26 protein-coding genes and 1 pseudogene are annotated in these 22,395 nt (G+C 35.5%); 25 read left to right on the forward strand and 2 right to left on the reverse strand.

Features of this window, described 5'->3' with window-relative positions:
- Positions 1-195: 195 nt before the first annotated feature.
- Entirely contained in the window at positions 196-1,221 is a 1,026-nt protein-coding gene (locus NK356_RS22050) for a hypothetical protein (RefSeq protein ID WP_156106595.1), read from the reverse strand.
- A 629-nt stretch (positions 1,222-1,850) separates the two neighbouring features.
- Here NK356_RS22050 and NK356_RS22055 point away from each other — a divergent pair.
- The 9 genes from NK356_RS22055 to NK356_RS22095 all read left to right on the forward strand — a co-directional run bounded on the left by NK356_RS22055 (position 1,851) and on the right by NK356_RS22095 (position 8,534).
- Positions 1,851-3,269, forward strand: coding sequence for a TolC family protein (locus NK356_RS22055; RefSeq protein ID WP_034699604.1), 1,419 nt, complete (start codon positions 1,851-1,853; stop codon positions 3,267-3,269).
- Between the two features lie 11 nt (positions 3,270-3,280).
- Positions 3,281-4,237, forward strand: coding sequence for an HlyD family secretion protein (locus NK356_RS22060; RefSeq protein WP_034699607.1), 957 nt, complete (start codon positions 3,281-3,283; stop codon positions 4,235-4,237).
- A 66-nt stretch (positions 4,238-4,303) separates the two neighbouring features.
- Complete coding sequence (locus NK356_RS22065) at positions 4,304-5,509, forward strand: ABC transporter permease (protein WP_034699609.1); 1,206 nt, start codon at positions 4,304-4,306, stop codon at positions 5,507-5,509.
- Positions 5,510-5,773: 264 nt separating this feature from the next.
- Entirely contained in the window at positions 5,774-6,229 is a 456-nt protein-coding gene (locus tag NK356_RS22070; protein WP_034699611.1) for a DUF1569 domain-containing protein, read from the forward strand.
- Between the two features lie 12 nt (positions 6,230-6,241).
- On the forward strand, positions 6,242-6,712 hold the full coding sequence (locus tag NK356_RS22075) for a hypothetical protein (RefSeq protein WP_253318076.1): 471 nt from the start codon (positions 6,242-6,244) through the stop codon (positions 6,710-6,712).
- 2 nt (positions 6,713-6,714) lie between these two features.
- Positions 6,715-7,119, forward strand: a complete 405-nt coding sequence (locus NK356_RS22080; protein WP_253318077.1) for a hypothetical protein — start codon at positions 6,715-6,717, stop codon at positions 7,117-7,119.
- Entirely contained in the window at positions 7,116-7,487 is a 372-nt protein-coding gene (locus NK356_RS22085) for a VOC family protein (RefSeq protein WP_034699619.1), read from the forward strand. Before NK356_RS22080 ends, NK356_RS22085 begins: the two co-directional genes overlap by 4 nt.
- A gap of 17 nt (positions 7,488-7,504) precedes the next feature.
- On the forward strand, positions 7,505-8,053 hold the full coding sequence (locus tag NK356_RS22090; RefSeq protein WP_253318078.1) for an SRPBCC family protein: 549 nt from the start codon (positions 7,505-7,507) through the stop codon (positions 8,051-8,053).
- Between the two features lie 31 nt (positions 8,054-8,084).
- Positions 8,085-8,534 carry a VOC family protein gene (locus NK356_RS22095; RefSeq protein WP_034699621.1) on the forward strand — a complete coding sequence of 150 codons (450 nt, stop codon included), beginning with the start codon at positions 8,085-8,087 and terminating at the stop codon, positions 8,532-8,534.
- Positions 8,535-8,614: 80 nt separating this feature from the next.
- Here NK356_RS22095 and NK356_RS22100 read toward each other — a convergent pair whose 3' ends face one another.
- Positions 8,615-9,460: a T9SS type A sorting domain-containing protein gene (locus NK356_RS22100; RefSeq protein WP_253318079.1), complete on the reverse strand. Its 846-nt coding sequence runs from the start codon at positions 9,458-9,460 to the stop codon at positions 8,615-8,617.
- Between the two features lie 314 nt (positions 9,461-9,774).
- Between NK356_RS22100 and NK356_RS22105 the strand changes: the two genes are divergently transcribed.
- The 16 genes and pseudogenes from NK356_RS22105 to NK356_RS22180 all read left to right on the forward strand — a co-directional run bounded on the left by NK356_RS22105 (position 9,775) and on the right by NK356_RS22180 (position 22,284).
- Complete coding sequence (locus tag NK356_RS22105; RefSeq protein ID WP_034699624.1) at positions 9,775-10,101, forward strand: hypothetical protein; 327 nt, start codon at positions 9,775-9,777, stop codon at positions 10,099-10,101.
- A gap of 18 nt (positions 10,102-10,119) precedes the next feature.
- Positions 10,120-10,752 (forward strand): hypothetical protein, encoded by a 633-nt coding sequence (locus NK356_RS22110; protein ID WP_253318080.1) that lies wholly within the window; start codon positions 10,120-10,122, stop codon positions 10,750-10,752.
- A gap of 21 nt (positions 10,753-10,773) precedes the next feature.
- Positions 10,774-11,550: a sensor histidine kinase gene (locus NK356_RS22115; RefSeq protein WP_034699626.1), complete on the forward strand. Its 777-nt coding sequence runs from the start codon at positions 10,774-10,776 to the stop codon at positions 11,548-11,550.
- Positions 11,551-11,561: 11 nt separating this feature from the next.
- Complete coding sequence (locus NK356_RS22120; protein ID WP_034699628.1) at positions 11,562-12,251, forward strand: response regulator transcription factor; 690 nt, start codon at positions 11,562-11,564, stop codon at positions 12,249-12,251.
- Between the two features lie 141 nt (positions 12,252-12,392).
- The gene (locus tag NK356_RS22125) at positions 12,393-12,785 is read left to right on the forward strand and encodes a DUF1398 domain-containing protein (protein WP_034699631.1); all 393 of its coding nucleotides are present in this window, start codon (positions 12,393-12,395) and stop codon (positions 12,783-12,785) included.
- A 131-nt stretch (positions 12,786-12,916) separates the two neighbouring features.
- Positions 12,917-13,594: a DUF2490 domain-containing protein gene (locus tag NK356_RS22130; protein WP_051934626.1), complete on the forward strand. Its 678-nt coding sequence runs from the start codon at positions 12,917-12,919 to the stop codon at positions 13,592-13,594.
- A gap of 77 nt (positions 13,595-13,671) precedes the next feature.
- Positions 13,672-14,676: a bestrophin family protein gene (locus NK356_RS22135; RefSeq protein WP_034699634.1), complete on the forward strand. Its 1,005-nt coding sequence runs from the start codon at positions 13,672-13,674 to the stop codon at positions 14,674-14,676.
- Positions 14,677-14,823: 147 nt separating this feature from the next.
- Positions 14,824-16,437, forward strand: a complete 1,614-nt coding sequence (locus NK356_RS22140) for a Na+/H+ antiporter (RefSeq protein ID WP_079242233.1) — start codon at positions 14,824-14,826, stop codon at positions 16,435-16,437.
- A 156-nt stretch (positions 16,438-16,593) separates the two neighbouring features.
- Positions 16,594-17,019: an SRPBCC domain-containing protein gene (locus NK356_RS22145; RefSeq protein WP_253318081.1), complete on the forward strand. Its 426-nt coding sequence runs from the start codon at positions 16,594-16,596 to the stop codon at positions 17,017-17,019.
- Between the two features lie 3 nt (positions 17,020-17,022).
- Complete coding sequence (locus tag NK356_RS22150; RefSeq protein WP_034699641.1) at positions 17,023-17,529, forward strand: GNAT family N-acetyltransferase; 507 nt, start codon at positions 17,023-17,025, stop codon at positions 17,527-17,529.
- On the forward strand, positions 17,526-17,909 hold the full coding sequence (locus tag NK356_RS22155) for a VOC family protein (protein WP_034699642.1): 384 nt from the start codon (positions 17,526-17,528) through the stop codon (positions 17,907-17,909). Before NK356_RS22150 ends, NK356_RS22155 begins: the two co-directional genes overlap by 4 nt.
- Before the next feature lie 35 nt (positions 17,910-17,944).
- The gene (locus NK356_RS22160) at positions 17,945-18,967 is read left to right on the forward strand and encodes a glutaminyl-peptide cyclotransferase (protein WP_034699643.1); all 1,023 of its coding nucleotides are present in this window, start codon (positions 17,945-17,947) and stop codon (positions 18,965-18,967) included.
- 102 nt (positions 18,968-19,069) lie between these two features.
- Positions 19,070-20,094: pseudogene (locus NK356_RS22165) on the forward strand (glutaminyl-peptide cyclotransferase).
- 143 nt (positions 20,095-20,237) lie between these two features.
- The gene (locus NK356_RS22170) at positions 20,238-21,200 is read left to right on the forward strand and encodes a hypothetical protein (RefSeq protein WP_034699644.1); all 963 of its coding nucleotides are present in this window, start codon (positions 20,238-20,240) and stop codon (positions 21,198-21,200) included.
- A gap of 26 nt (positions 21,201-21,226) precedes the next feature.
- Positions 21,227-21,841, forward strand: coding sequence for a deoxynucleoside kinase (locus tag NK356_RS22175; RefSeq protein WP_002977952.1), 615 nt, complete (start codon positions 21,227-21,229; stop codon positions 21,839-21,841).
- Between the two features lie 92 nt (positions 21,842-21,933).
- Positions 21,934-22,284 (forward strand): ArsC/Spx/MgsR family protein, encoded by a 351-nt coding sequence (locus NK356_RS22180; RefSeq protein ID WP_034699646.1) that lies wholly within the window; start codon positions 21,934-21,936, stop codon positions 22,282-22,284.
- The last annotated feature ends 111 nt before the right edge of the window (positions 22,285-22,395 follow it).

The raw sequence follows: 22,395 nt of genomic DNA on the forward strand, positions 1-22,395 counted from the left end.
AGTTTTGGCTAAAGCCGTTGAAAATTTTGTTCTTATTAAACGGACTAAAGTCCGTCGCTATTGAATATGATCTCTCGCAGATTTTGCTGATTGAGCAGATTATTCATTCCCCAAGCCTATCCACTCTGTTTGTCATTCCGGAGGAATCCAGCTTTCCAAAAGTAGGATAGAGATAATATGATAAAAAATGATTTGTCATGTCATCCAATGATTAATTACTTTAATATTCCAACCTTCAGGAATTCTTGTTATAACATAAGTTTCACCTCTAGAAACCCCATTATGGATTAAAATGTAAGTATCTTTTTTATCATCACATGTGAAAAGTTTGCTATAAAAATGAGCATATATATTGTTAAAGCTTTGTTGGATGTATTTGGAAAACTCTTTTGAAGTAAGAAAAATTATTTTTTTACCTAAAGTATCTGTTCTTCTTAGATTTTCGTCATTCGTTACAATAACATTATATTGTAGCATATCAATGAAGCTCTTTTTATTATTTGAAGTAGAGTTATATCTTTCAATCTGTGAAGCAAAGTCTTCTTTAAATGTTTTTAAATTCACAATAAACTCAATGGTTAATGGATCAGGATTATCAATGAGATCGTATTCTCCATATAAAGCGGCTAATAATGCTTTTGTAAAATCATTGTCTATCGTTTTGTATTTTGGATTATTGTCCTCAGAGTCCGGAACTCCATCGTTATCGGTATCTTTTGATAAAGGATCGGTAAAAAGTTCCATTTTTTCTTCAAGATCATTAAGCCCATCATCATCAGAATCTTTCATGATCTCATTAATATTAATAATAACCAGTGCATTTCTTCTTAGTACCTCATATTCAGCTTCACCATGTGGAAAAGTGAGTGGTCTTGTCATTCTCACAATGTCTGCTTCAATCTGTAAATGATGGCTGTCTTTCCACAATGAAAATTGAGAATTGTTTTTAAAAAAATAATTATTATTCTTTTCCATTCCAGTATAATAATTGTTCCAGGTCTTTCCATTGTCCACTGAAATTCTCAGATAGTATTTCGCATTAAAAGAAGAATCATTCTGATAAAGTATAGCAATGATGTTATTAAACCGACCCGTTTTAACGATTAAAGGCCACGGAATATTTCCATATTGTTTGGCAAATTCTGTATTTCTAATAGAGTCTCTTAGTTTATAATGTCCTAAGAGGCTATCGGGGGCTGCGTTACTTTCTGCGGAAGCCATTTTTGTTTCCAAAGAATCTATTATACTTTCAGATTTTGAAAATTTTTTTAAATATTGAATAGATATGAACTTAAAAGGACGTTTAAGTGCTTGTTTTCTGGTTATTTTATAATTATAAGAATATGGGTTATTTAAACTATGCTTGGCCTTTTTTAAAGCTTCACACTTGCAGACCTCCTGATCTTGTGCCATGGAAAAAATGGAGAGTAAAAAGAAGAATATGATGAGAATTTGTTTCAAAATATAATTTTTTTGTTAAATAGAATATTGTGATTTAAGATGAAGGAATGTTTTTATTCTCAAAATTTATCCACCCAGTTTGTCATTCCGCAGGAATCCAAATTTCAAAATCAAGAATAAAAATATTTAGCTGTTTTTAAGATTAAATGTCATTTTACCCCTTTCTTTCCTCAAAAAAATAAAACAAAAAGAGTGTGATAAAAGTAGAGTTAAATATTTTTTCAAAGTTTTTTCGTTTTTAATTAACATTTAAACGCTTTGCCCAAAACTTTATTTTGTAGGGTTTTAAACTTAAACATATTTTAAACTTACTTTAAATTCACTGTATTGTAGAATTATCTTTAAGGATTTTAACAATTTTTGCATTATATTTGTTATAAACATAAACCATGAAAAACAATTTATTGATTTTTACGTTTAGTTTTTTTGCTTTCCCTGCTTTTGGCTGGGCACAGTCTGCGCCAGATTTTAAAGAACTTCTGGATAGTGCTATGGTTCGGGATTCGAACCTCAAAATGCAGATTACCCAAAACAAACTTACCGATCTTGACGAACACAAACTCAAAGATATCTTTCTTCCAACTTTGGAACTAAGTGGTAAAGCCGGCTATCTCAACGGAACAGCAAGACTGACGTCACCAGAATTCAATCTCGCTCCCTTTATCAATATTCCTGAAGGGACTTTCAACAATAATTTCAATGTATCCGGATTTTCAGGTATTGCCAAGGCAGATGCCAAGATGCTTCTGTATTCAGGAGGAAAGGTAAAGTACATGAAAAAAGCGGTAGAAGAAAAGAAAAAGTCTGAAGATATCCTTCTGGAGAAAACAAAAGATGAGGTGATTGCTACTATTTCTAAAGCATATGACCAGCTAGCTCTCATTCATCAGTCTAAAAAGGTTCTGGATGAAAGTAAAAAAAGACTTGATATTAATCGAAAAACAGCCGATAAAGCGCTTGGTTATGGTTTAATAACGCCTTATGACCATAAGAAAATCGAGCTGGCTCAGGCAACTTTAGATGCCAAAATGGTAGAATATGAAGGGAAAAAAGAACTGCTTCTTACCCAGCTTTATATTTTGACAGGGATTCAAAGAGACAGGCTCAGAATGATTGATCCTGTATTATCTCCTGTAGAATTGCTGGCTGCGGAAAAAGGAATAGAGCAAAGAGCTGAAATCCGTGCACTGGAACATGGGATCAGTGCTGCAGACTATAAAATAAAAGCAGAAAAAACGTGGATGATTCCTAAAGTACAGCTGATGGCTTCTGCCTATTATATTGGTTTGTACGGGAACAGAATAAAATCTTCGGAAAATGTAATCCCGGCAGTTCCCATACTTGGATATGAAGGGAAAAAGCTGGATTGGAGACCCAATAATATCAACGTGTTTCCATTGATTACAGCAGGAGTTGGTTTTAAATGGGAAATTTTCGATGGTAAAGAAGGAAAACATGCAGAAGAAACTGCCAAAGTTGGGAAAGAAGTATTGCAGAACCAGAAAGAAGATGCGCTGAAAAAGCTGACATTGAATCTGGCTAATAATCAAACCAATTATGATATAGCTTCTGCACAGATCACCTTGAAAGCCAAAGAAAAAGAACTGGCAAAAAATGCACTCGTACAGGCAGAAAAAGAATTCAGATACGGAATGAGCAAATCTTCACAGCTTATTGATGCAGAAAATGATCTTGAAGCTTCAGAACTGGAATATCAGAATGCCATTTTCAACCAGAGAAGAGCGGGAATAGAACTGATGAGGTCTACCCAGGAGCTGGATATCACCAAATTTTATTTAATCCCTTAAAAATTTAAATGATGCATAAAAATATATCTATACTCTTCGCTGCTCTGTTTTTCTTGGGGAGCTGTGACAAAAAAAATGAAAAAATCAAAGAACCTGAAGGAAAAACCAAAAAAGATGTCATCTCTTTTGCTCCTAAAGTTACCGGAAGGATTCTCAAAATATATGTTTCTGAAGGTCAGACTGTGAAAAAAGGAGATACGCTGGCTCAGCTTGACGTCCCTGAAGTTTCTGCAAAAATTGCACAGGCACAAGGTGCGGTAAGTGCTGCTTCAGCTCAGGAACAAATGGCCAAAAATGGAGCGACACCCGATCAGTTGAAACAGCTTCAGGCCAAATATAAAGGATTGAAAGAACAATATGAATTTGCCCAGAAATCTTATAAAAGAGCCAACAATATGTTTCGCGACAGCTTAATGTCTCCACAGGCTCATGACGAAATCTATGCAAAATTACAAGGCGCAAAAGCTCAGTATGATGCTGTAGTGGCAGAATTGGATGATGTAAACAGAGGAACCCGTTTCGAAAAAATAGAAATGGCGGCAGGGCAGGCATCACAAGCTAAAGGAGCTTTGCAGGAAGCTAATGTAGCCTATTCCGAAAGATATATCATTGCTACCAACGATATGGAAATTGAGACCATCAGCTTAAATACAGGTGAATTGGCAACCGCTGGTTTCGCACTGTTCAACGGGTATATTCCGGAGAGTACGTATTTCAGATTTACCATCCCGGAAAGTGCTATTTCAAAATACAAAAAAGGGCAGGAGGTAACCATGCAGGTGGTGTATAACAAAGAAAACCTGACAGGAAATATCGTATACATTAAGCAGTTGACAAAGTATGCTGATATTACCACGGCTTATCCTGATTACCAGTTACAGGATGCGATCTATGAGATTAAAGTAAAGCCTAAAGACATGAATAAGGCTAAAAGTATTCTGGTCAATGCGAATGTAATCCTGAAATAAATTGAAATAGGACAGATGAAGTTTCAATTTATTTCATTTTGTTCTTCAACATATAAAAATATACAGATGAAAGAATTTTTCCGTCTTTTGAAACGTGAGTTCAAACTTTTTATCGGCAATTCTACCTTAAGGACGGTGTTCTTTTTGGCACCCGTCTTCTATGCTACCTTGCTGGGGTTTGTCTACAAAAGCGGAAAAGTTGAAAATACTCCTGTTTTGGTTGTAGATAGAGACAATACGCCTTTATCCAACCAACTGACAGAAATGCTGGATGATAATAAAAGCATCAAAATTATCAGATATCTGCAGGAACCTTTAAGTATCAAAGATGAGGTGATCCGGCATGAGGCTGCGGCTGTCGTAATTATTCCATCAAGATTTGAAGGAGATATGCTTCAGAAAAAATACCCGGAGCTCAATGTTTATATCAATACCGGGAACGTTTTAACAGCTAATTTCGCATCCAAAGCGCTTCAGCTGACCATAGGAACATTTTCTGCCGGAGCTTCCATCAAAGCCCTTCAGAAAGCAGGAATGCCCGCTGCAAAAGCTGCAACACAATATGAACCTTTCAAAGCCAATTATATTACCCTTTTCAATACTACCGGAAACTATCTGATCTTTATGTGGCCGGCAATGCTGGCAGTGGTATTGCAACAGGTAATCTTATTAGCAATGGCGGTAAGTTTTGCTGCCGAATTTGAAAGAGGATCTTTTGTAAAAGAATATCTCAAAATGAAAAAATGGGCTTTCCCAACCATGTTGATAAAAGTGATTCCAATCTGGGTGTTTTCTATTCTTATTGTAGGTATTTATTACTTTATGCATATGATTTTCAGGGTTCCGATGCCGGAGGGAATTCTTAATTTTATCCTCCTCACAGCCGTTTTTGTGGGGTCAGCTTCATTTTTGGGTGTATTCATCAGTATTCTGATTCCGGATGCTTTGAAAGCGACACAAATCCTGATGGTAATTGCTTCACCGGCCTTCATTATCAGTGGATTTACATGGCCTTTGAGCGCAATGCCTGCTTTCGTACAGTTTATTGCGAATATTATTCCTTTGACTCCTTTCTTACAGGCTTTCAAAATTTTATTAATTCAAAAGGGTTCGGTAGAACTTACATTCCCATATCTGAAACATCTAAGTATCCTTTTAGTAATATATGCTATTATCGGCTGGATTGCTTTAAAGATCAAACTTTGGTTTATTTTCAAAAAATCCACGCCACAGGAAATTGAGGTTGAGAATACTTCTGAGGAGATTGAGTAGTTTGTTATGGATGGTTAATTTGTTTATTAGTTCCCTATCGATGTTATATGGACTTACTTAACTTCAGCATTTGTGCTAAACAATTCAAAATAGTAGTGAAGAAATCATTCTCTTTTACCCAGACTCTACCTATCATAAACTCATCATTAACAACTCGCAACCCCGTAACTCGAATCCCGAAACTATCCACGCTCAATTTTTTCAAACAACAATAAAATCAAACAAAAAAACTGATATATTTGTCCATAGTAAAATAGAAATTATATGGAAAATGTATTTGATGCAAAAGATGCTCAAAACTATATAGATAGGATCAACAGATTGGTAGAAGATACTCACGGTTTGTGGGGGAAAATGACAGTAGACCAAATGCTGGCACACTGTTGTATTACCTATGAAATGATCTATGAGCCGGAAAAACACAAAAAGCCGGGAGCGATTGCAAAATTTATACTAAAAACTTTCGTAAAACCTAAAGTAGTGGGAGAAAAAGCATATCCAAGAGATTCTCCTACCGCTCCACAGTTTTTGATTACCACCAGAAAGAATTTTCACGAAGAAAAAACAAGACTGATCGGGTTCATTCAAAAGACACAACAGTTAGGAGCAGATGCGTTCGATGGTAAAGAATCTTTTTCTTTCGGAAAACTGAATTCCCAGGAATGGAATAATATGTTTGCCAAACATCTGAACCACCATCTTGCACAATTTGGCGTTTAAAAAACACACCCTATGAAAAAAATTTTATTACTCCTCATTCTGACCGCCAATTTTGCATTAGGGCAGATGCCGGATATCTCAAATACCTGGCTGAACAATAGTAAACCTTATATAGGGACTATTGGAAACAAAGGCCAGGAACTAAAACTGAAAATCAATATTTCTGAGCAGAATAAAAAGAATGATCAGGAATATTTTGTTTCAGGATATTCTCTTGTGGATACCAGTTATGCAAAATTTGAAGGGAAAATTACCATTTCAAAATATAAAGATTCTAAGAAGCAGGGAACGGTATTTGGAGAATATGAACTGGCAGAAGAGAATAAAGGAAAACATTCCGGACTTTTTAAAGGAAAGTTTGTTTATAACTTCAAGTGGAATAGAAAGACGGAAAAAATTGAAGGACAATCTATTGAGTTTATAGGAGACTGGAAAAGTTATGACGGAACTCTGGAGTTTAAAACTCAATTGAAAAACCAATAGCCATGCTGAGAAGAATATTAGCGGTATTGGTTGGTCTTATCACAGGATCCGTTTGTATTACTGTGGTGGAAAAGATAGGGCATGCTTTGTACCCGCCACCTGCACAGGCAGAGGCCGGAGGTATGGAGGCTTTGAAAGTGTATGTAGAACAGGCTCCTTTTATGGCTCTGTTTTTTATTATCATTGCGTATGCCTTGGCAGCAATTGTTTCAGGTTTTGTAGCCTCAAAAATCTCAAATAATGGGAAATATACAGCTGCTGCAATCTGTGGAATTATTTTTTTACTGATGACCATTTACATGATGGCATCTTTACCTTCTCCAATCTGGTTCTGGATTTTAGGAATTCTGGTTTGGGGATTGGTTTTCGTAGGACATAAACTTGCTTTAAAAACAAAAAAAATATGAAATTAGGAGCTTTTTCAATCAGTTTAAGTGTAAAAGATCTTCAGAAATCCAAAGACTTTTATGAGAAACTTGGGTTCACCACTATGGCAGGAACAGAAGCACAAAATTACCTGATCATGAAAAACGGGTCTACTCTTATCGGACTTTTTCAGGCGATGTTTGATGGGAATATGCTTACTTTCAATCCGGGATGGGATGAAAATGCACAGAATCTGGAATCTTTTGACGATGTGCGTGAAATTCAGAGAAAGTTAAAAGAAAGTGGAATAGAAATCGGAAAAGAAGCCGATGAAACCACTTCCGGCCCTGAGCATATCTATCTGAAAGACCCTGATGGAAATATGATTCTTATAGATCAACACAGATAATAATTAAAAACACATGTATGATGAGAACATTTAAACGCATTTTTTTACTTTTAACCATATTACTAATCATCTTGTTGGTTTGGGCTGCTTTTATTTCGGGAGACTGTAAATATGAAAAGTCGATTTCTATCAATGCTCCGGTAGAAAGAGTGTGGAAAAATACCAATACCCTCAAGGCAATGGATCAATGGAGTCCTTGGAATGATCTTGATCCGGTTATGAAAAAAGACTGGACAGGAACAACCGGCCAACCCGGAGAAAAAGTTTGCTGGGACAGTAAAAATAAACAAGCAGGAAAAGGTTGTCAGGAATTAGAAAAAGTAGATGAAACAGGTAAAAGAATAGATACAAAAATCAAATTTCTCACGCCTTATGAAAGTGAAGCAAATGCTTATGTAACAGTAGTTCCGGAAGGAAACGGAAGCAAGGCAACATGGGGATTCACATCAGAGATTCCTTATCCGTTTACTTTGATGAAACTGTTTATGAATATGGAGAAAGCTGTTGGAAAAGATTATCAGAAAGGACTTTCAAGATTAAAAACCTTATCTGAAAAACCTCAATAAAATAAACTCAACTTAAAAAAACAAAACAATTATGGCAACAGTAAACGTTTACCTGACATTCAACGGAAACTGCAGAGAAGCATTCGATTTTTATAAATCTGTTTTCGGGGGAGAATATCCTTACATCGGAACATTTGGAGAGATGCCTCCAATGGAAGGAAAAGAAACACCTGAAGAAGACAAAAACAAAATCATGCATGTTTCTCTTCCGATCTCGAAAGAAACGATTTTGATGGGAAGCGATACAGGAGGAGAGTGGTCTTCCAACTTCAAAGCAGGAAACAACTTCTCTATTTCTGTGAACGCTGAATCTAAAGAAGAAGCAGACAAATTATTCGGTGGTCTTTCTGCAGGCGGGCAGGTAACAATGCCAATGGCTGATACCTTCTGGGGAGCTTATTTCGGAATGTTTAGTGATAAATTCGGAATCAACTGGATGGTAAACTATGACGATCCTGCAAAAATGCAGCAACATCCATAAGATCGATATTGGAATTCAAAATACCCAAAAACCGACAGCTAGCTGTCGGTTTTTTTTACTATTTACTGGTTGTATTGCTTTTATTTCTTTTTAATGATTTTGTAGCTTCCTGATGCTGTTGTGATGAGATAAATACCATCCGGGAGTTCGCTTATATCAAACTTATTTTTATCTTTTTCAGCGGCTGCAGATTTTATAATTTTTCCAGACTGGTCATATAATGAAACCTTATCATTTTTCTTCAGATCATCCATATAGAAGATACCAGTAGTTGGATTTGGATAAATATTCCCTTTGCTTTTGAGTGAATTTTCTGAAGTTCCCAGCGTGGAAATTTTTGTCCATGTAAATGCATCCAGGCACATATAGACGTATCCTCCTGTGGATTGCAGCTGAAGTTCATCAATGGTAGTATTGCTGTTATTCTGATTATTTAAAGTAGCAAGATCAATCAGGGTAAATCCGTTGTTAATGCCTGTTGTTCCCATTGTTGCATTGAATGTTGTATTAAAACCTGAAGTTTTTGTAGTGGTAAACTTTGTAACTCCTGCTAATTTTCCGGTAATGATAAGCGTTCCTGATGAGATAGACTGGTTTAAAGCAGTATTACTCAGGAAGACCCAAAACTTGGATACGGTGAATGGGGAACTGGTTTTAACACTGAAAGCAGGAGCATTGATATTGGTTGTTCCTGTATTATCTATGTAGACATTATCATTGGCTGTTCCGTTCCAGCCGGTGTTCGGATAATTACTTTGAATTCTAAAAGTTCCGGCCTGTGAAACAATATTGAATGTATATCCATTGCTGGTAAAGCTTGTACTGCCACCAGTTGAAGTTTCAAAAGTTACAGTGGTGATCTGTGCATTGATCGTTGTAATACTGCTTATGAAAGCAAGAATTACAAAAAAGATATTTTTTTTCATGATACAGATTTTTAATGTTTAAAGAAGATCATAAGCTTCCTGTACTGTTGATATGCTCATGAGATTTTCCTGTAAAGGATACCACAAAGTAACCGAGAAATACAAAGTGATAACAGCGTATTAAATGCCGAATTGAAAAATGCGTAGAAATACGCAGTTTTGGTGTTTGTTATTATTATAATTTTGAAAAATGAATATTATGTTAATTAAAATGAAATTATTTCACGGTATGGTTAGTTTTTTTCATAACTTGTAATGTGTAGCTACAGTGACTTTATTCTAAACCTATTATATAATTTAAAACAAGAAAAACTATGGAATTACCAAAACATGCAATCTCATTCGATGATGCTAAAACATGGATCGCAAATTGGCAAAACAGAAAAGGTGTTGATGGAATGTCGATAAGGGCTCATCTCATCCCTGCAAAGGACATTCATGATATTTTCATTAAAGACAAAGGATTTGCGAGATATCGTGGATACAATGCCATCACGAATGAAGGCGAATTTAAGTTTTTGATGGTAGGAGTGGATGAAGATGATAATGATATTGTAAATTATGATAATGGAGATTATGTCTATGATATGACAACACCTTGTCCAAGCGTATGTTCTACTGCAAAATGGTGGAATCTGTAATCTGAAAATCAGAGATTATTGGATCATTGGATTGAAATATTGTCATTGATTGGAAAAGGCATTCTGCTGATTAATCTGGCAGTATACTGTATAGGTTTTTCCGGAAGAGGAAAAGCCTATACATTCTTCATCAGCTATTTGGCCTGGATATTACTTTGTGAAATTGTGTTCTATGTATTGAATTCACAGAAGATTAATAATCTGTTTTTTTCACATTACTATCTGACAGGTCAGTTTTTGTTACTGGGGCTATTTTTTCATGAAATTTTAACGGAAAAATACCAGAAAAAAACAGCACGTACACTTTTAATTATCATTCCTGTAGTTCTCGTTATACAGTATATCATATACCCTGAAAAGTATTATGTTTTTAATCTATTTGAAATTTTTGTTACTTCTTATTCTATTATCATTCTGGCATTATTTCATTTATATAATATACTGGATACCAAAAAGAAATACAATTATATAAGCCTGGGACTTTTACTTTATCTGATAAGCAGTACCGTAATATTTTTGTCCGGAAACCTCTATACGGTGATGAACAGAAAACTGCATAAAGAGATTTGGGTATTCAATGTTGTTATGTTTATTGTGTATCAGATCTTTATTCTGATAGACTATCTTTCTTCCCGCAAAAAAAATGTGTAATTACTGTTATGATTTTACAAAATGAATGAGAATACAATTATTTCCACTATCGTTTATACCTTTCTGGCATTTACCTTACTGGCTGTTACCCTGATTATATTTTATTATTTTTCGAATAAGAAAATAACAAGAAATCTTATTCAGAAAAAAGAACTGGAGGTGAGATATGAGAAAGATCTTACCCATGCTATCATCAGTGCTCAGGAAAAAGAAAGGCTGAGAATTGCCCAGGATCTGCATGATGATATCAGCTCAAAACTCAGTGTGGTTTCTTTAAATATCCATCTTTTGGATTTTGATAATTTGTCCAGAGAAGAATATAACGATCTGAAAAATAAAATCATACATCTGGTCAACAAAACAGCAGAAAGTGCCAGGCAGATCTCGCATGATCTCCTTCCTCCGATTTTAGAAAAATTTGGACTCCATGCTGCAATAGATGCATTGTGCTCAGAAATTAACCTGTCCAAAACCCTGCAGGTTACTTATTCCAACAGCTTATACTTTGCAAAAGCAGAAGAAGAAAAAAATTTGCATATCTTTAGAATACTTCAGGAGCTCATTAACAATTCCATAAAACACGGAGAAAGTACACATATTGATATAGAATTTTTGGGAAAAGACGGAAAAAATACCTGTATCTATAAAGATGATGGGAAAGGATTTGATCTTAATGAAAATACATTGAAAGAAGGATTAGGCTTAAGAAATATCAGAAGCCGGGTAGAATTGATCAATGGAACACTTAAAATTGAAAGTGAAAAAAATAAAGGGATTGCTGTAGAATTTACATTTTAAATCATTATAAAATGGAAAAGGATATAATTCGTGTCATAACTGTAGACGATGAGGCACTCTTTCGTCAGGGAATTTCATTGTTGATACAGAGAGAAAAAGATATTGAACTGGTAAGTGATTTCAGCAATGGGAAAGAGCTGCTGGACGAGCTTGTAACCCTGGAAGAACTGCCTGATATCATCCTGATGGATCTCAATATGCCTGAAATAAACGGAGTAGAAGCTACTAAACAAATCCATATCAAATATCCTCAGATCAGGATTATTGCATTAACGAGCTATAATACAAAAGCATTTATTGTCAATATGATACAGTCAGGAGCCTGTTCCTTTCTTAAAAAAAACTCAAGTCCTGCCGAACTGCTCACTGCAATCCGTGAAGTACACAGCAAAGGTTTCTTCTATAACAATGAGGTAATGGAAGCTTTACATCAAAATCTTACAGAACCTAAGAAAAAAGTTTCCAGTATTTTTGATGCCAATCATATTTCCAAAAGAGAAAAAGAAGTATTGGAACTCATCTGTAAACAATACAACACTTCTGAGATTGCAGATCAACTTTTTATAAGCTCCAGAACCGTTGAAGGTCACCGTAACAGCCTTCTGCTTAAAACAGGAGCCAAAAACACTGCAGGTTTAGTGGTATATGCCATAGAAAGTAAAATTGCAGATATGAACTATTTAAAAGACAGGTTCGAGTAAATATTCATACAGCTGTTTTCATTAAAAAATTAAATAAAATTTATATTTTCTGATTAAATTAGCTTTTGTTTTGATAAGCAGAACCCAAAGGTTTGTTTATGAAAAGCAATAATTTATAGTTAAAACAGAAAATACAAAAGAATGAAATTTACAATTGAAAACATCAAAGCAGAGCACCAGAAAGTAAAAAGCGGAGCCGATTTTCCTCAATATATTCAAGCCATAAAAGCATTAGGGGTTTCTCATTACAAAGCATATGTCTCGGATGGAAATACTGAATACTTTAATAACGAAAATCAATCTGTTCATACAGGAAAAAAGTATGATCCTCTTGCTGTTTCCGATACTTTAAATCTTGAAAATTTTAAAATAAGACTGAAACTTCATCAACAGGGAGGAACAGATTATATGACTTTCTGTAAAGACTGTGCAGAAAACGGAATCAATGGCTGGGTAATGGATCTTCATGCGATGACGTGTACTTATTTTGATCAGAATGAAACGGATGTTCTGACAGAAGAGGTTCCGGGATAATCTTTTACACAAATACGGATGCAGACCATTGCATCCGTAATTGTTTATAATAACTTATAAAATATTGTTTGCTATTATTGATTTAAAATATTAATTTTGTTAAAAACGATAGATAATAGTAATTGATAAACATGAGAAAGGTTTTTACGAAGTTGGCATTCACAGTATTAGGGTTGGGATCCATTTTGACATTTGCTCAAAAAAACGATCTGGGAGCATGGTATATGTATTTTGGAAACAATAAGATCAGCAAGAAACTGAACTGGCACAATGAAATCCAGTACCGTAATTTCGATGGAGTGGGAGACCTGGAACAGTTACTGATCCGTACAGGGATTGGATATGATCTTACAGAGAACAATAACAATGTTTTATTAGGATATGGTTTCATTCTCAGCCAACCTTATGTAAACGGGGAGAAAAAAGAAAATATTGAGCACCGAATTTTCCAGCAGTATATTACCAAACAGAAATTCGGACGTTTCTATCTTCAGCATCGTTACCGTTTGGAAGAACGTTTTCTGCAGGATGATTTCAGAATGAGATTCCGTTACATGCTGGGACTGAATATTCCGATTACTCAAAAAGAAATGCTGCCGAAAACCCTTTATGCATCAGTATATAACGAAATTTTTCTGCACTTCAACAGTCCGGTTTTCGACAGGAACAGAGTGTATGGAGCTTTAGGATATGTCATCAATAAAAATATGAGGATTGAAGCAGGGTATATGAATCAGATTCAGGAGAACAGAAACCGCGGACAGATTCAGATTGGTTTTTATAATAATATTCCATTTACTAAAAACTAATGAAACTGTTACTGAATGCTGTGAGGAAGACCATTATTTGAAAATAGATCATCATAAACACTATAAAATAAACACTTATGCATTCAGGAAAAAGATTCGGAGCCCGGGAGTTCATTATCTGGACAAGACGGAGCATTTATGCGCTGGTTGTATTATCAGCTATTCCTACAGTCCTGTACTTTTTAGGCTGGAAGTTTCTTTCTGTTCCATGGCAGCCTATTGCCATCATGGGGACAGCCGTTGCCTTTATTGTAGGATTTAAAAACAATGCCAGCTATAGCAGACTCTGGGAAGCAAGACAGATTTACGGAGCGATTATCAATGACAGCCGTAGCTTTGGATATATTCTGAGAGATGCACTGCTCTCAAAAGATCCGGGTAAAGTAAAAGAAATGTTTCTTCGTCATTATGCATGGCTTACAGCATTGAGATTTCAGCTTCGTGAACCGAGAGCATGGGAAAATATGGGGACAGATCAGTTTGATGAATATGCCAAAAAATATGACATTCCGGAGAGACTGACCAAACTGGATGAAGAATTGAAAAAATATCTTTCAGAATCTGAACTTCAGTATATTTTAAGCAAAAAAAATAGAGCGACCCAATTGATGGCGAAGCAAAGTAAAGCTTTGTCCGAAGCGTATGAAAAAGGAGAACTTAATGATTTCCAATGGACACAGATCAATCAGCAACTGATAAAGTTTACCGACGATCAGGGAAAAGCAGAAAGAATTAAAAACTTTCCCTACCCAAGAAATTTCTCTTCCATCACCACGTATCTTTTGCTTTTATTCATTGTTTTTGTGCCTTTCGGATTATTGAAAGAGTTCGACAAATTAGGTGAAGGAACCATGGTAGAAGGCTGGACATTATGGTTTAATATTCCGTTTTCTTTACTGGTGACCTGGTGTTTCCATACCTTAGACAACGTAGGAGAAGCTTCTGTTAATCCATTCGAAGGAAGCGCTAATGATGTACCGATTACTCAGATCAGCCGTACTATTGAAATCGATATGAGAGATATGTTGGATGAATCTGATCTTCCGCCAGCCATCACTCCAAAGAATAATATTGTGCTTTAATTTTTTCCGTTTTTATAATGTATGAAGATAGTTGTAAAGAAAAAGTCTAAACTTTGGATGAAATGAAACCTTATAGGTTGGGGGAATTAGATTTGGACATCAAATCCAAATAAAAAATACTTAACACTTAAAAAAACTTATTTAAAAATGATTCACAGCTATGTTATAATATCCATTGCAGTACTGCTGTCTGTGATGATATTGGTAATGATCGGCCAGAAATTAAAAGTTGCTTATCCTATTTTCCTTGTTATTGCAGGATTATTGATAAGCTTCGTGCCGGGAATGCCACGTATTGAAATAGAGCCAGACCTTGTCTTTCTGATTTTTCTTCCGCCTATTTTGTTTGAAGCTGCATGGTTTACTTCATGGCAGGATTTTCATAAATGGAGAAAACAGATTTTTTCGATGGCTTTCGGACTGGTGTTTTTAACATCCATAGTCGTTGCTTATCTTTCATCTTCCATTATTCCGGGGCTTACTGTTGCTATGGGATTCTTGCTGGGAGGTGTGAATTCTCCGCCGGATGCGGTAGCTGCAACTTCGGTTCTGAAACATATGAAAATCCCTAAAAAGATCACCAATATCCTGGAAGGAGAGAGCTTAATCAACGATGCATCCAGTTTAATTGTCTTTAAATTTGCACTGGCAGCCGTTATTTCAGGACAGTTTATCTGGAGAGATGCCGTTCAGGATTTCTTTACCATGGCCATCGGTGGAATTGCAGTAGGAGTGGCGGTAGGCTTTCTGTTTGGAGCTTTATTGAGGATTATTCCTACCAATTCTAATATTGATACCATTATTACCCTTATCGTTCCTTACATTATGTATGTGGGAGCAGAACATTTCCATTTTTCAGGAGTATTGGCAGTGGTTGCCGGAGGTCTGCTGATGTCCTATAATTCGCATTGTTATCTGAGCCATACCTCAAGGATACAGTCCGGAAATGTTTGGAGTGTTCTGATATTCCTGATGAATACCATCATCTTTATCCTGATTGGTCTGGAACTTCCGATTGTAGTGGAAGGAATGAAAGAATATACTATTTCAGAAGGTATTTTCTACAGTGTAGTGATTGGCGGAGCGATTATCGGAACGAGAATTTTGTATAGTTATGCATTAATGTATTTCCCAAGAGTCTGTTCTAAAGAATTAAGATTAAAAGTTCCCAAACCGGATTGGAGAGAACCGTTTATCATCAGCTTTGCAGCAATGAGAGGAGTAGTTTCACTGGCAGCAGCCTTGTCAATTCCTGCTTTTTTACCTAATGGAGAAGCATTTCCGCATAGAAATATTATTCTATTTGTCACTTTCGTTATCATATTGATTACCTTGGTAGGACAAGGTTTATTGCTGAGTCCGATCTTGAAATTATTGAATATTCAGGATGCCGGAAGTGAATTACCGGAAGAAAAACAGGAGGTAATCCTTATGCGCAAACTGAAGGAAACAGCTTTACACAAACTGGATAATGACTTTTCTGAATTAGCCGTAACCAACAGCCTGGTGCGCCATCAAAAGCACAAATTGGAAAATGAAATGATGCTGATGGCAGACAAAGCCCAATGTATGGCTTCCACAGGAGATTATGTAACCGCTATCAATCAAAATAAAGATGTCCTTCGACAGATTATTCAGGCGCAGAGAAACGAATTGCACAGAATGAAAAGAGAAAAGATATTTGATGATCACGTGATGAGAACCATTGAAATGCAGCTGGATTTTGATGAAGCCAAGATCACAGGTTTTTCACATGGGTAATTAAAAATAAAAACCACAAAAGAATATAGATTGAAATAAGCCCGAATTATGAAAGTACACTTAAACTTTAACAAATTAAGAGCTCAAACTTTTATGCCTTTTGTGGTTAAAAATTATAAGTAAAATGTGTACATTTAAACATATTAAATCCATAATATGAGTACACCCATCACTGTTCAGTACACCATAAATGCTCCGGCTGAAAAAGTCTGGAAAGCATTAACCGATAAAAATGAAATGAAATCCTGGTATTTTGATATCCAGGATTTTGTATTGGAAGCAGGACAAGAATTTAATTTCTATGAACCCGGAGGAGCCAATAAATACCATCATCATGGTGAGATTTTAGAAATTATACCCAATCAAAAATTAAAACATACCTGGTCTTATCCTGATTTTTCAGCACTGAAAACCATTGTAACCTGGGAATTGTTGCCTGAAAATGGGCATACTGTGGTAAAGCTGACTCATGAAGACATTGAAAACTTTCAAGAGTTGGGAGAAGGCTTTTCAAGAGAAAACTTTACAGAAGGGTGGAACACGATTTTGGGACAGAGTTTAAAAGAATATTTAGAAAAATAAAAAATGATCACATTACACCTTTTTACGATAGATGACGCTCCCCAACTGATTTCAAAGATAAAAGATGAAAGGATGCTTCTTCAGTTTGCCGGACCAGTATACCGTTTCCCTCTTACAGAAGAACAGCTGGAAAAAGATTTGTCTGATGAAAACAGAACTCTTTTTAAAATTACAGATCAGACCGGAAGTACCATCGGGCATGCTCAGATATTTCTAAAAGAGAAGACATTCCTGCTGGGAAGAATTCTGATCTGGGATGAAAACAACAGAGGAAAAGGCTATGGAAAGAAGGTTATGCAGGAGCTTTTGAAATATGGGTTCAATCATTTTGATAAAGAAACAGCAGAACTGAACGTGTACGACTGGAATACCGGAGCTATAGAATGTTACAAGAAAGTAGGTTTTGCTTTTGATCCATACGTTAAAAGCGAAGCCAAGATAGATCAGGAAACATGGGTTTCTCTGAATATGAAAATCAATAAAAATACCTTTGAATTACAGGAATCATGACAGAGTTTACAGGACTTCGCCCTATTTTCTGGACAGAAAATCTTGATGAAACCATCGCATTTTATATGAATGTTCTCGGATTTACGCTGATGGGCAGAAATGACGACTGGCAATGGGCTTCTCTTCGAAAAGATGAGGTGTACATTATGCTTTCTCAGCCTAATGAACATGAAAGCAATGCTTCCATCGGGTTTTCAGGATCATTTTATTTCAATGTAAATCAGGTGGATGATCTTTGGGAAGACCTTAAAACAAAAGCCAAAGTCTGCTATGAAATTGAAACTTTTGAATGGGGAATGAGAGAATTTGCTATATATGACAACAATGGATACATATTACAATTTGGTGAACCCGTAGATAATATTGGCAATACGGAATAAAATTTGCTATTTTTGGAGAAATATTTAGAAATTCAATGAAAAAAAGTATAATAGCGGGTTTCGCAGCGATTTTATTATTGGCGTCTTGTAATAAGGATAAAGAAATTCTTAATACATTAAACACTTATAATACTTCAATGGAGGCGAAGGGATACCATTTCGGAGATAAGCTTGAGCTTCCGAAAGAGGTAACGGAAAATGCAGAAAGCGTAACGATCAGCTTTGGAGATAAAGAAACAAAAGATTTAACAATTGATCCTAAATTTTTCACATTGGGAGACAATGCTGTTACATTCAATATTAAAACAAAAGGAGGTGAAGTCCTTAATCAGGATGCTACCATCAACGTATTTGCAAAAAATCCTGAAAAAAGTATTTCTTATCAGATTGTAGCCGAATATCCTCACGATCCTAAAAACTTTGTACAGGGTTTCCAGATTGAAGGAAATACTATTTATGAAAGTGACGGGCAGAACGGATCTTCACAGATTTTAAAATATACGCTGGGAACAACCACTCCGTTGGCTTCTACAAAACAGGCTCAGGAAGACTTTTCTGAAGGAAGCACCATCGTTGGTGATAAAGTGTACCAGTTGACATGGCAGAGCAAAAAAGGATATATCTACGATAAAAGTTCTTTGAAACTGCTTTCAGAATTTGCTTATCCTAATGTATTGGGTGAAGGCTGGGGATTAACGTATGACGGGAAAAGCCTGATTGCTTCTGATGGAAGTAAGCTTTTATATTTCCTTGATGTAAATGATCCTTCAAAACTGATTAAATATATTGCTGTTGCCGGAAGTTCTCAGGCTTATGATCAGTTGAACGAGCTGGAATACCACAACGGATTTATCTATGCCAACGTATGGCAGAAGCCGATTATTTTAAAGATCAATCCAGCCAATGGAGAAGTAGTGGGAACTTTTGATTTTACAGAAATCGCAAAACAGAATACCAAAGGAAGTGATGATGTACTGAACGGAATCGCTTTCAAAGGAGAGAATATGCTGGTAACAGGAAAGAACTGGCCAAAGATTTACGAAGTTCAGATCAAATAATCTGATTGTATTGATAAAAAACAGAAATAGCGTTCCCTTGGGAGCGTTATTTTCGTTTTGAGGATTAAATTTTAGTACTTTTGGCAAATGATTAATACCTTCATGAAGCGAAATGTCTATATTGGTTTGGTAGCGGCTTTATTCCTTGTCTCTTGCAGTAATAAGGAAAAAATGCTGGATTCTCTTGCAGATTATAATAACTCAAAAGAAGAAAAAGGCTATCATTTCGGTGATAAGCTTGATCTTCCAAAAGAAGTGACAGAAAATGCAGAAAGTATTCCATCAGCTTTGGGGATAAAGAAACAAAAGACTTAAGAATTAATTCTCAGTTTTTCACATTGGGAGATAATAAAGTAGTCTTTGTGATTAAGACCAATCGTGGTGAAGTTTTAAACCAGGATGCTACCATCAATGTATTTACAAAAACTCCTGAGCAGAATATTCCCTATAAAATAGTTGCCGATTATTCTCATGATCCCAAAAACTTTATTGAAGGTTTTGTGGTAGAAGGCAATACGGTGTATGAAAGTGATGGAATGAAGGGATCTTCCCAGCTTATAAAATATACTTTAGGATCTTCAGCTCCCAAAATTCTGGCTAAGCAGCCCGCAGATATTTTCTCTGAAGGTTGTACGATTGTAGGGGATAAGGTGTATCAACTAACCTACCAGAATAAAATTGGTTTTATTTACGATAAAAATACTTTGAAAAAAATCTCTGAATTTCCATTGCCTGGTGTAATTGGAGAAGGTTGGGGACTGACCTATGATGGGAAAAACCTGATCGCGACAGATGGTTCAAAGAATCTTTATTTTCTGGATGTTGAGAATCCTTCAAAAGTGGTGAAAACGATTGCCGTTGGCGGGAATTCTACCATTTATAATCAACTCAATGAACTGGAGTACCACAATGGATTTATCTATGCGAATGTCTGGCATCAACCTGTCATTCTAAAAATTAATCCTGTAAACGGAGAAGTTGTTGGAAAATTTGATTTCACACCATTGACCAAAGAAAATGATAAGGGAGACAGCGAACATGTTTTAAACGGAATTGCTTTTAAAGGGGATAATATGCTCGTGACAGGAAAAAACTGGGAGAAAATTTATGAAGTCGCTTTTCAATAAACTTATTATATCTTTTGTAGAACAGTCCTTTTCAGCAATAAGATGGTCTCAATTTTGATTCACTTCAAAGAAGATTCTATTGGATTTAATCATCTTTTGAGTAAAGTTATTTTTCAGTAAATTGACCCCATTAAAAAAACAGAGTGAAGTTTTTAAACATACTATTTTTTTTCTTTTTCTGTACGGCTTCAGCGCAGAATATTCTTCCTTTAGATACATTGAAACTAAAGGAAGCTAAAGATATGCTTGCCGATGACTACGGAAATCTGTATATCTACAAAAACAAAGATTTCAGTTTTACCAAATATGATTCTTTAGGAAAGCAGATCGGAAAAATGATGCTTACTGTTCCATACAAAGTTCAGACGGTACAAAATCCTCTGAATGTCCCTTTGTTTTCTGAAAATGCTCAGGAAATGAAATTTGTAGACCAGAATATGAATGAAATTCAAAAGCTTGATTTTAAACAGAAATTTGGTTTTATAAGAATGACCTATGCTGAAGACCTGCAACAGATGTGGCTCCTGGATGACAGTACAAAACGTCTGATACAGTACAATTTCAGAAACGATACAACCATCAACTCATATCCTTTTGATATCAGTTTTGAAGATTTAATGGATATGCTGGTCTATGAAAATAAGGTCTATATCTTAACAAGAAAACATATCAGGATTTACAGCCTGAAATTTGAAAAACTTTTCGAAGCTCCTTTGGAAAATGGAAAACGTTTTCGAAGAGAGAACGATACGATCCTGGTGGTGGCCAGTAATTTCATTTCACAATATGTCCCTGAAAAAGGGATGACAACCATTTTTGAAGATCAGGAAGCGCAAATTGTGGATAAAAACATCCTCTCTTATTTTGCAATCAAAGGGAACAAACTCTATCTTTACAGCCTTGAAAAAGTAAAGAAAGCCAAACAGCAAAAACAGCTCGAAGCTCAGCCGGAATCTCTCCAACAATCTACAGAAAAACCCGTAGAAAAAACGGAAGAGAAACCTGATGAGAATACAGCAGAGAAACCTTCAGACAATACCTTAGAGAAATTGATTGAAGACACTTCTAAAGTTCAGACTGAAGCCATCGAAAAACTTATCAACTAATCAGTAATACAAGGAAAAAGAATATTATGCATATTGCAGTTACAGGAAACATCGGAGCCGGAAAAACAACTTTGACAACGATGCTTTCCAAGCATTACGGATGGGATGCACAATTTGAAGATGTAGATCATAACCCTTATCTGGAGGATTTTTATTCCGATATGAGCAAATGGAGTTTTGCGTTGCAGGTTTATTTCCTGGGAAGCAGATTCCGCCAGGTGAAAGAGATTAGAGAAAGCGGGAAAAACATTATTCAGGATCGTACGATTTATGAAGATGCCCATATTTTTGCAGAAAACCTGAATGATATGAATCTTCTTTCAGACAGAGATTTTAATAACTATTCATCAGTTTTTGATTTGATGAAGTCTTTTGTATCAGCTCCGGACCTTTTAATCTATTTAAAATCAGATGTTCCTAACCTGGTTAAAAAAATCTACAAAAGAGGCCGTGAATATGAAGCATCCATCAGTATTGAATATCTTTCAAAACTGAATCAGAAATATGAAAAATGGATCTCCAATTATACGGAAGGAAAACTTCTGATTGTAGAAGTAGATGATCTTGATTTTGTGGAAAAACCTGAAGATTTCGGATTTATTCTGGAGAAAATTGAAGCCGAACTTCACGGATTGTTTTAACATATTTTTATCAGAACATTAAGACATACTCAGGGTAATTCTTTTTAAATTTGTTTAGATCAAGTTTAATTTTTTGAATAATTAATTATATCATGGTAGTTAAAGTTTTACATAACGGGAACTGTTCAAAGTCAAATGCTGTATTGGAGTATCTTGACGAAAACGGAGTGTCTTTTGAGATCATTAATATTGTTGATGATCCGTTAAGTCCACTTGAAATAAGAACAGTATTGAAAAAGCTGAACCAAAGTGTTTTTCATATCATTCGTAAGACAGATAAACTGTATATTGATAACTATGCAGATAAAAACTATTCAGAAGAAGAGTGGATTAAAATTCTTTCTGAAAATCCCTCTTTGATACAGAGACCGATTCTGGTAAAAGGATCAGTAGCAATGCTGGGAAGACCTATTGAAAATGTAAAGTTCTTTATTGAAAAATAGATCAACTTAATAAATAAAAAAATCCGTTCTTTTATGGACTGCACCCAAAAGTTTAGACAAAATTAAACAATATTATTATATGAAAGAGTTCGGTACTGTACCGGACTCTTT

It is taken from the genome of Chryseobacterium sp. S0630 (assembly GCF_024158915.1).
GTDB lineage: Bacteria > Bacteroidota > Bacteroidia > Flavobacteriales > Weeksellaceae > Chryseobacterium.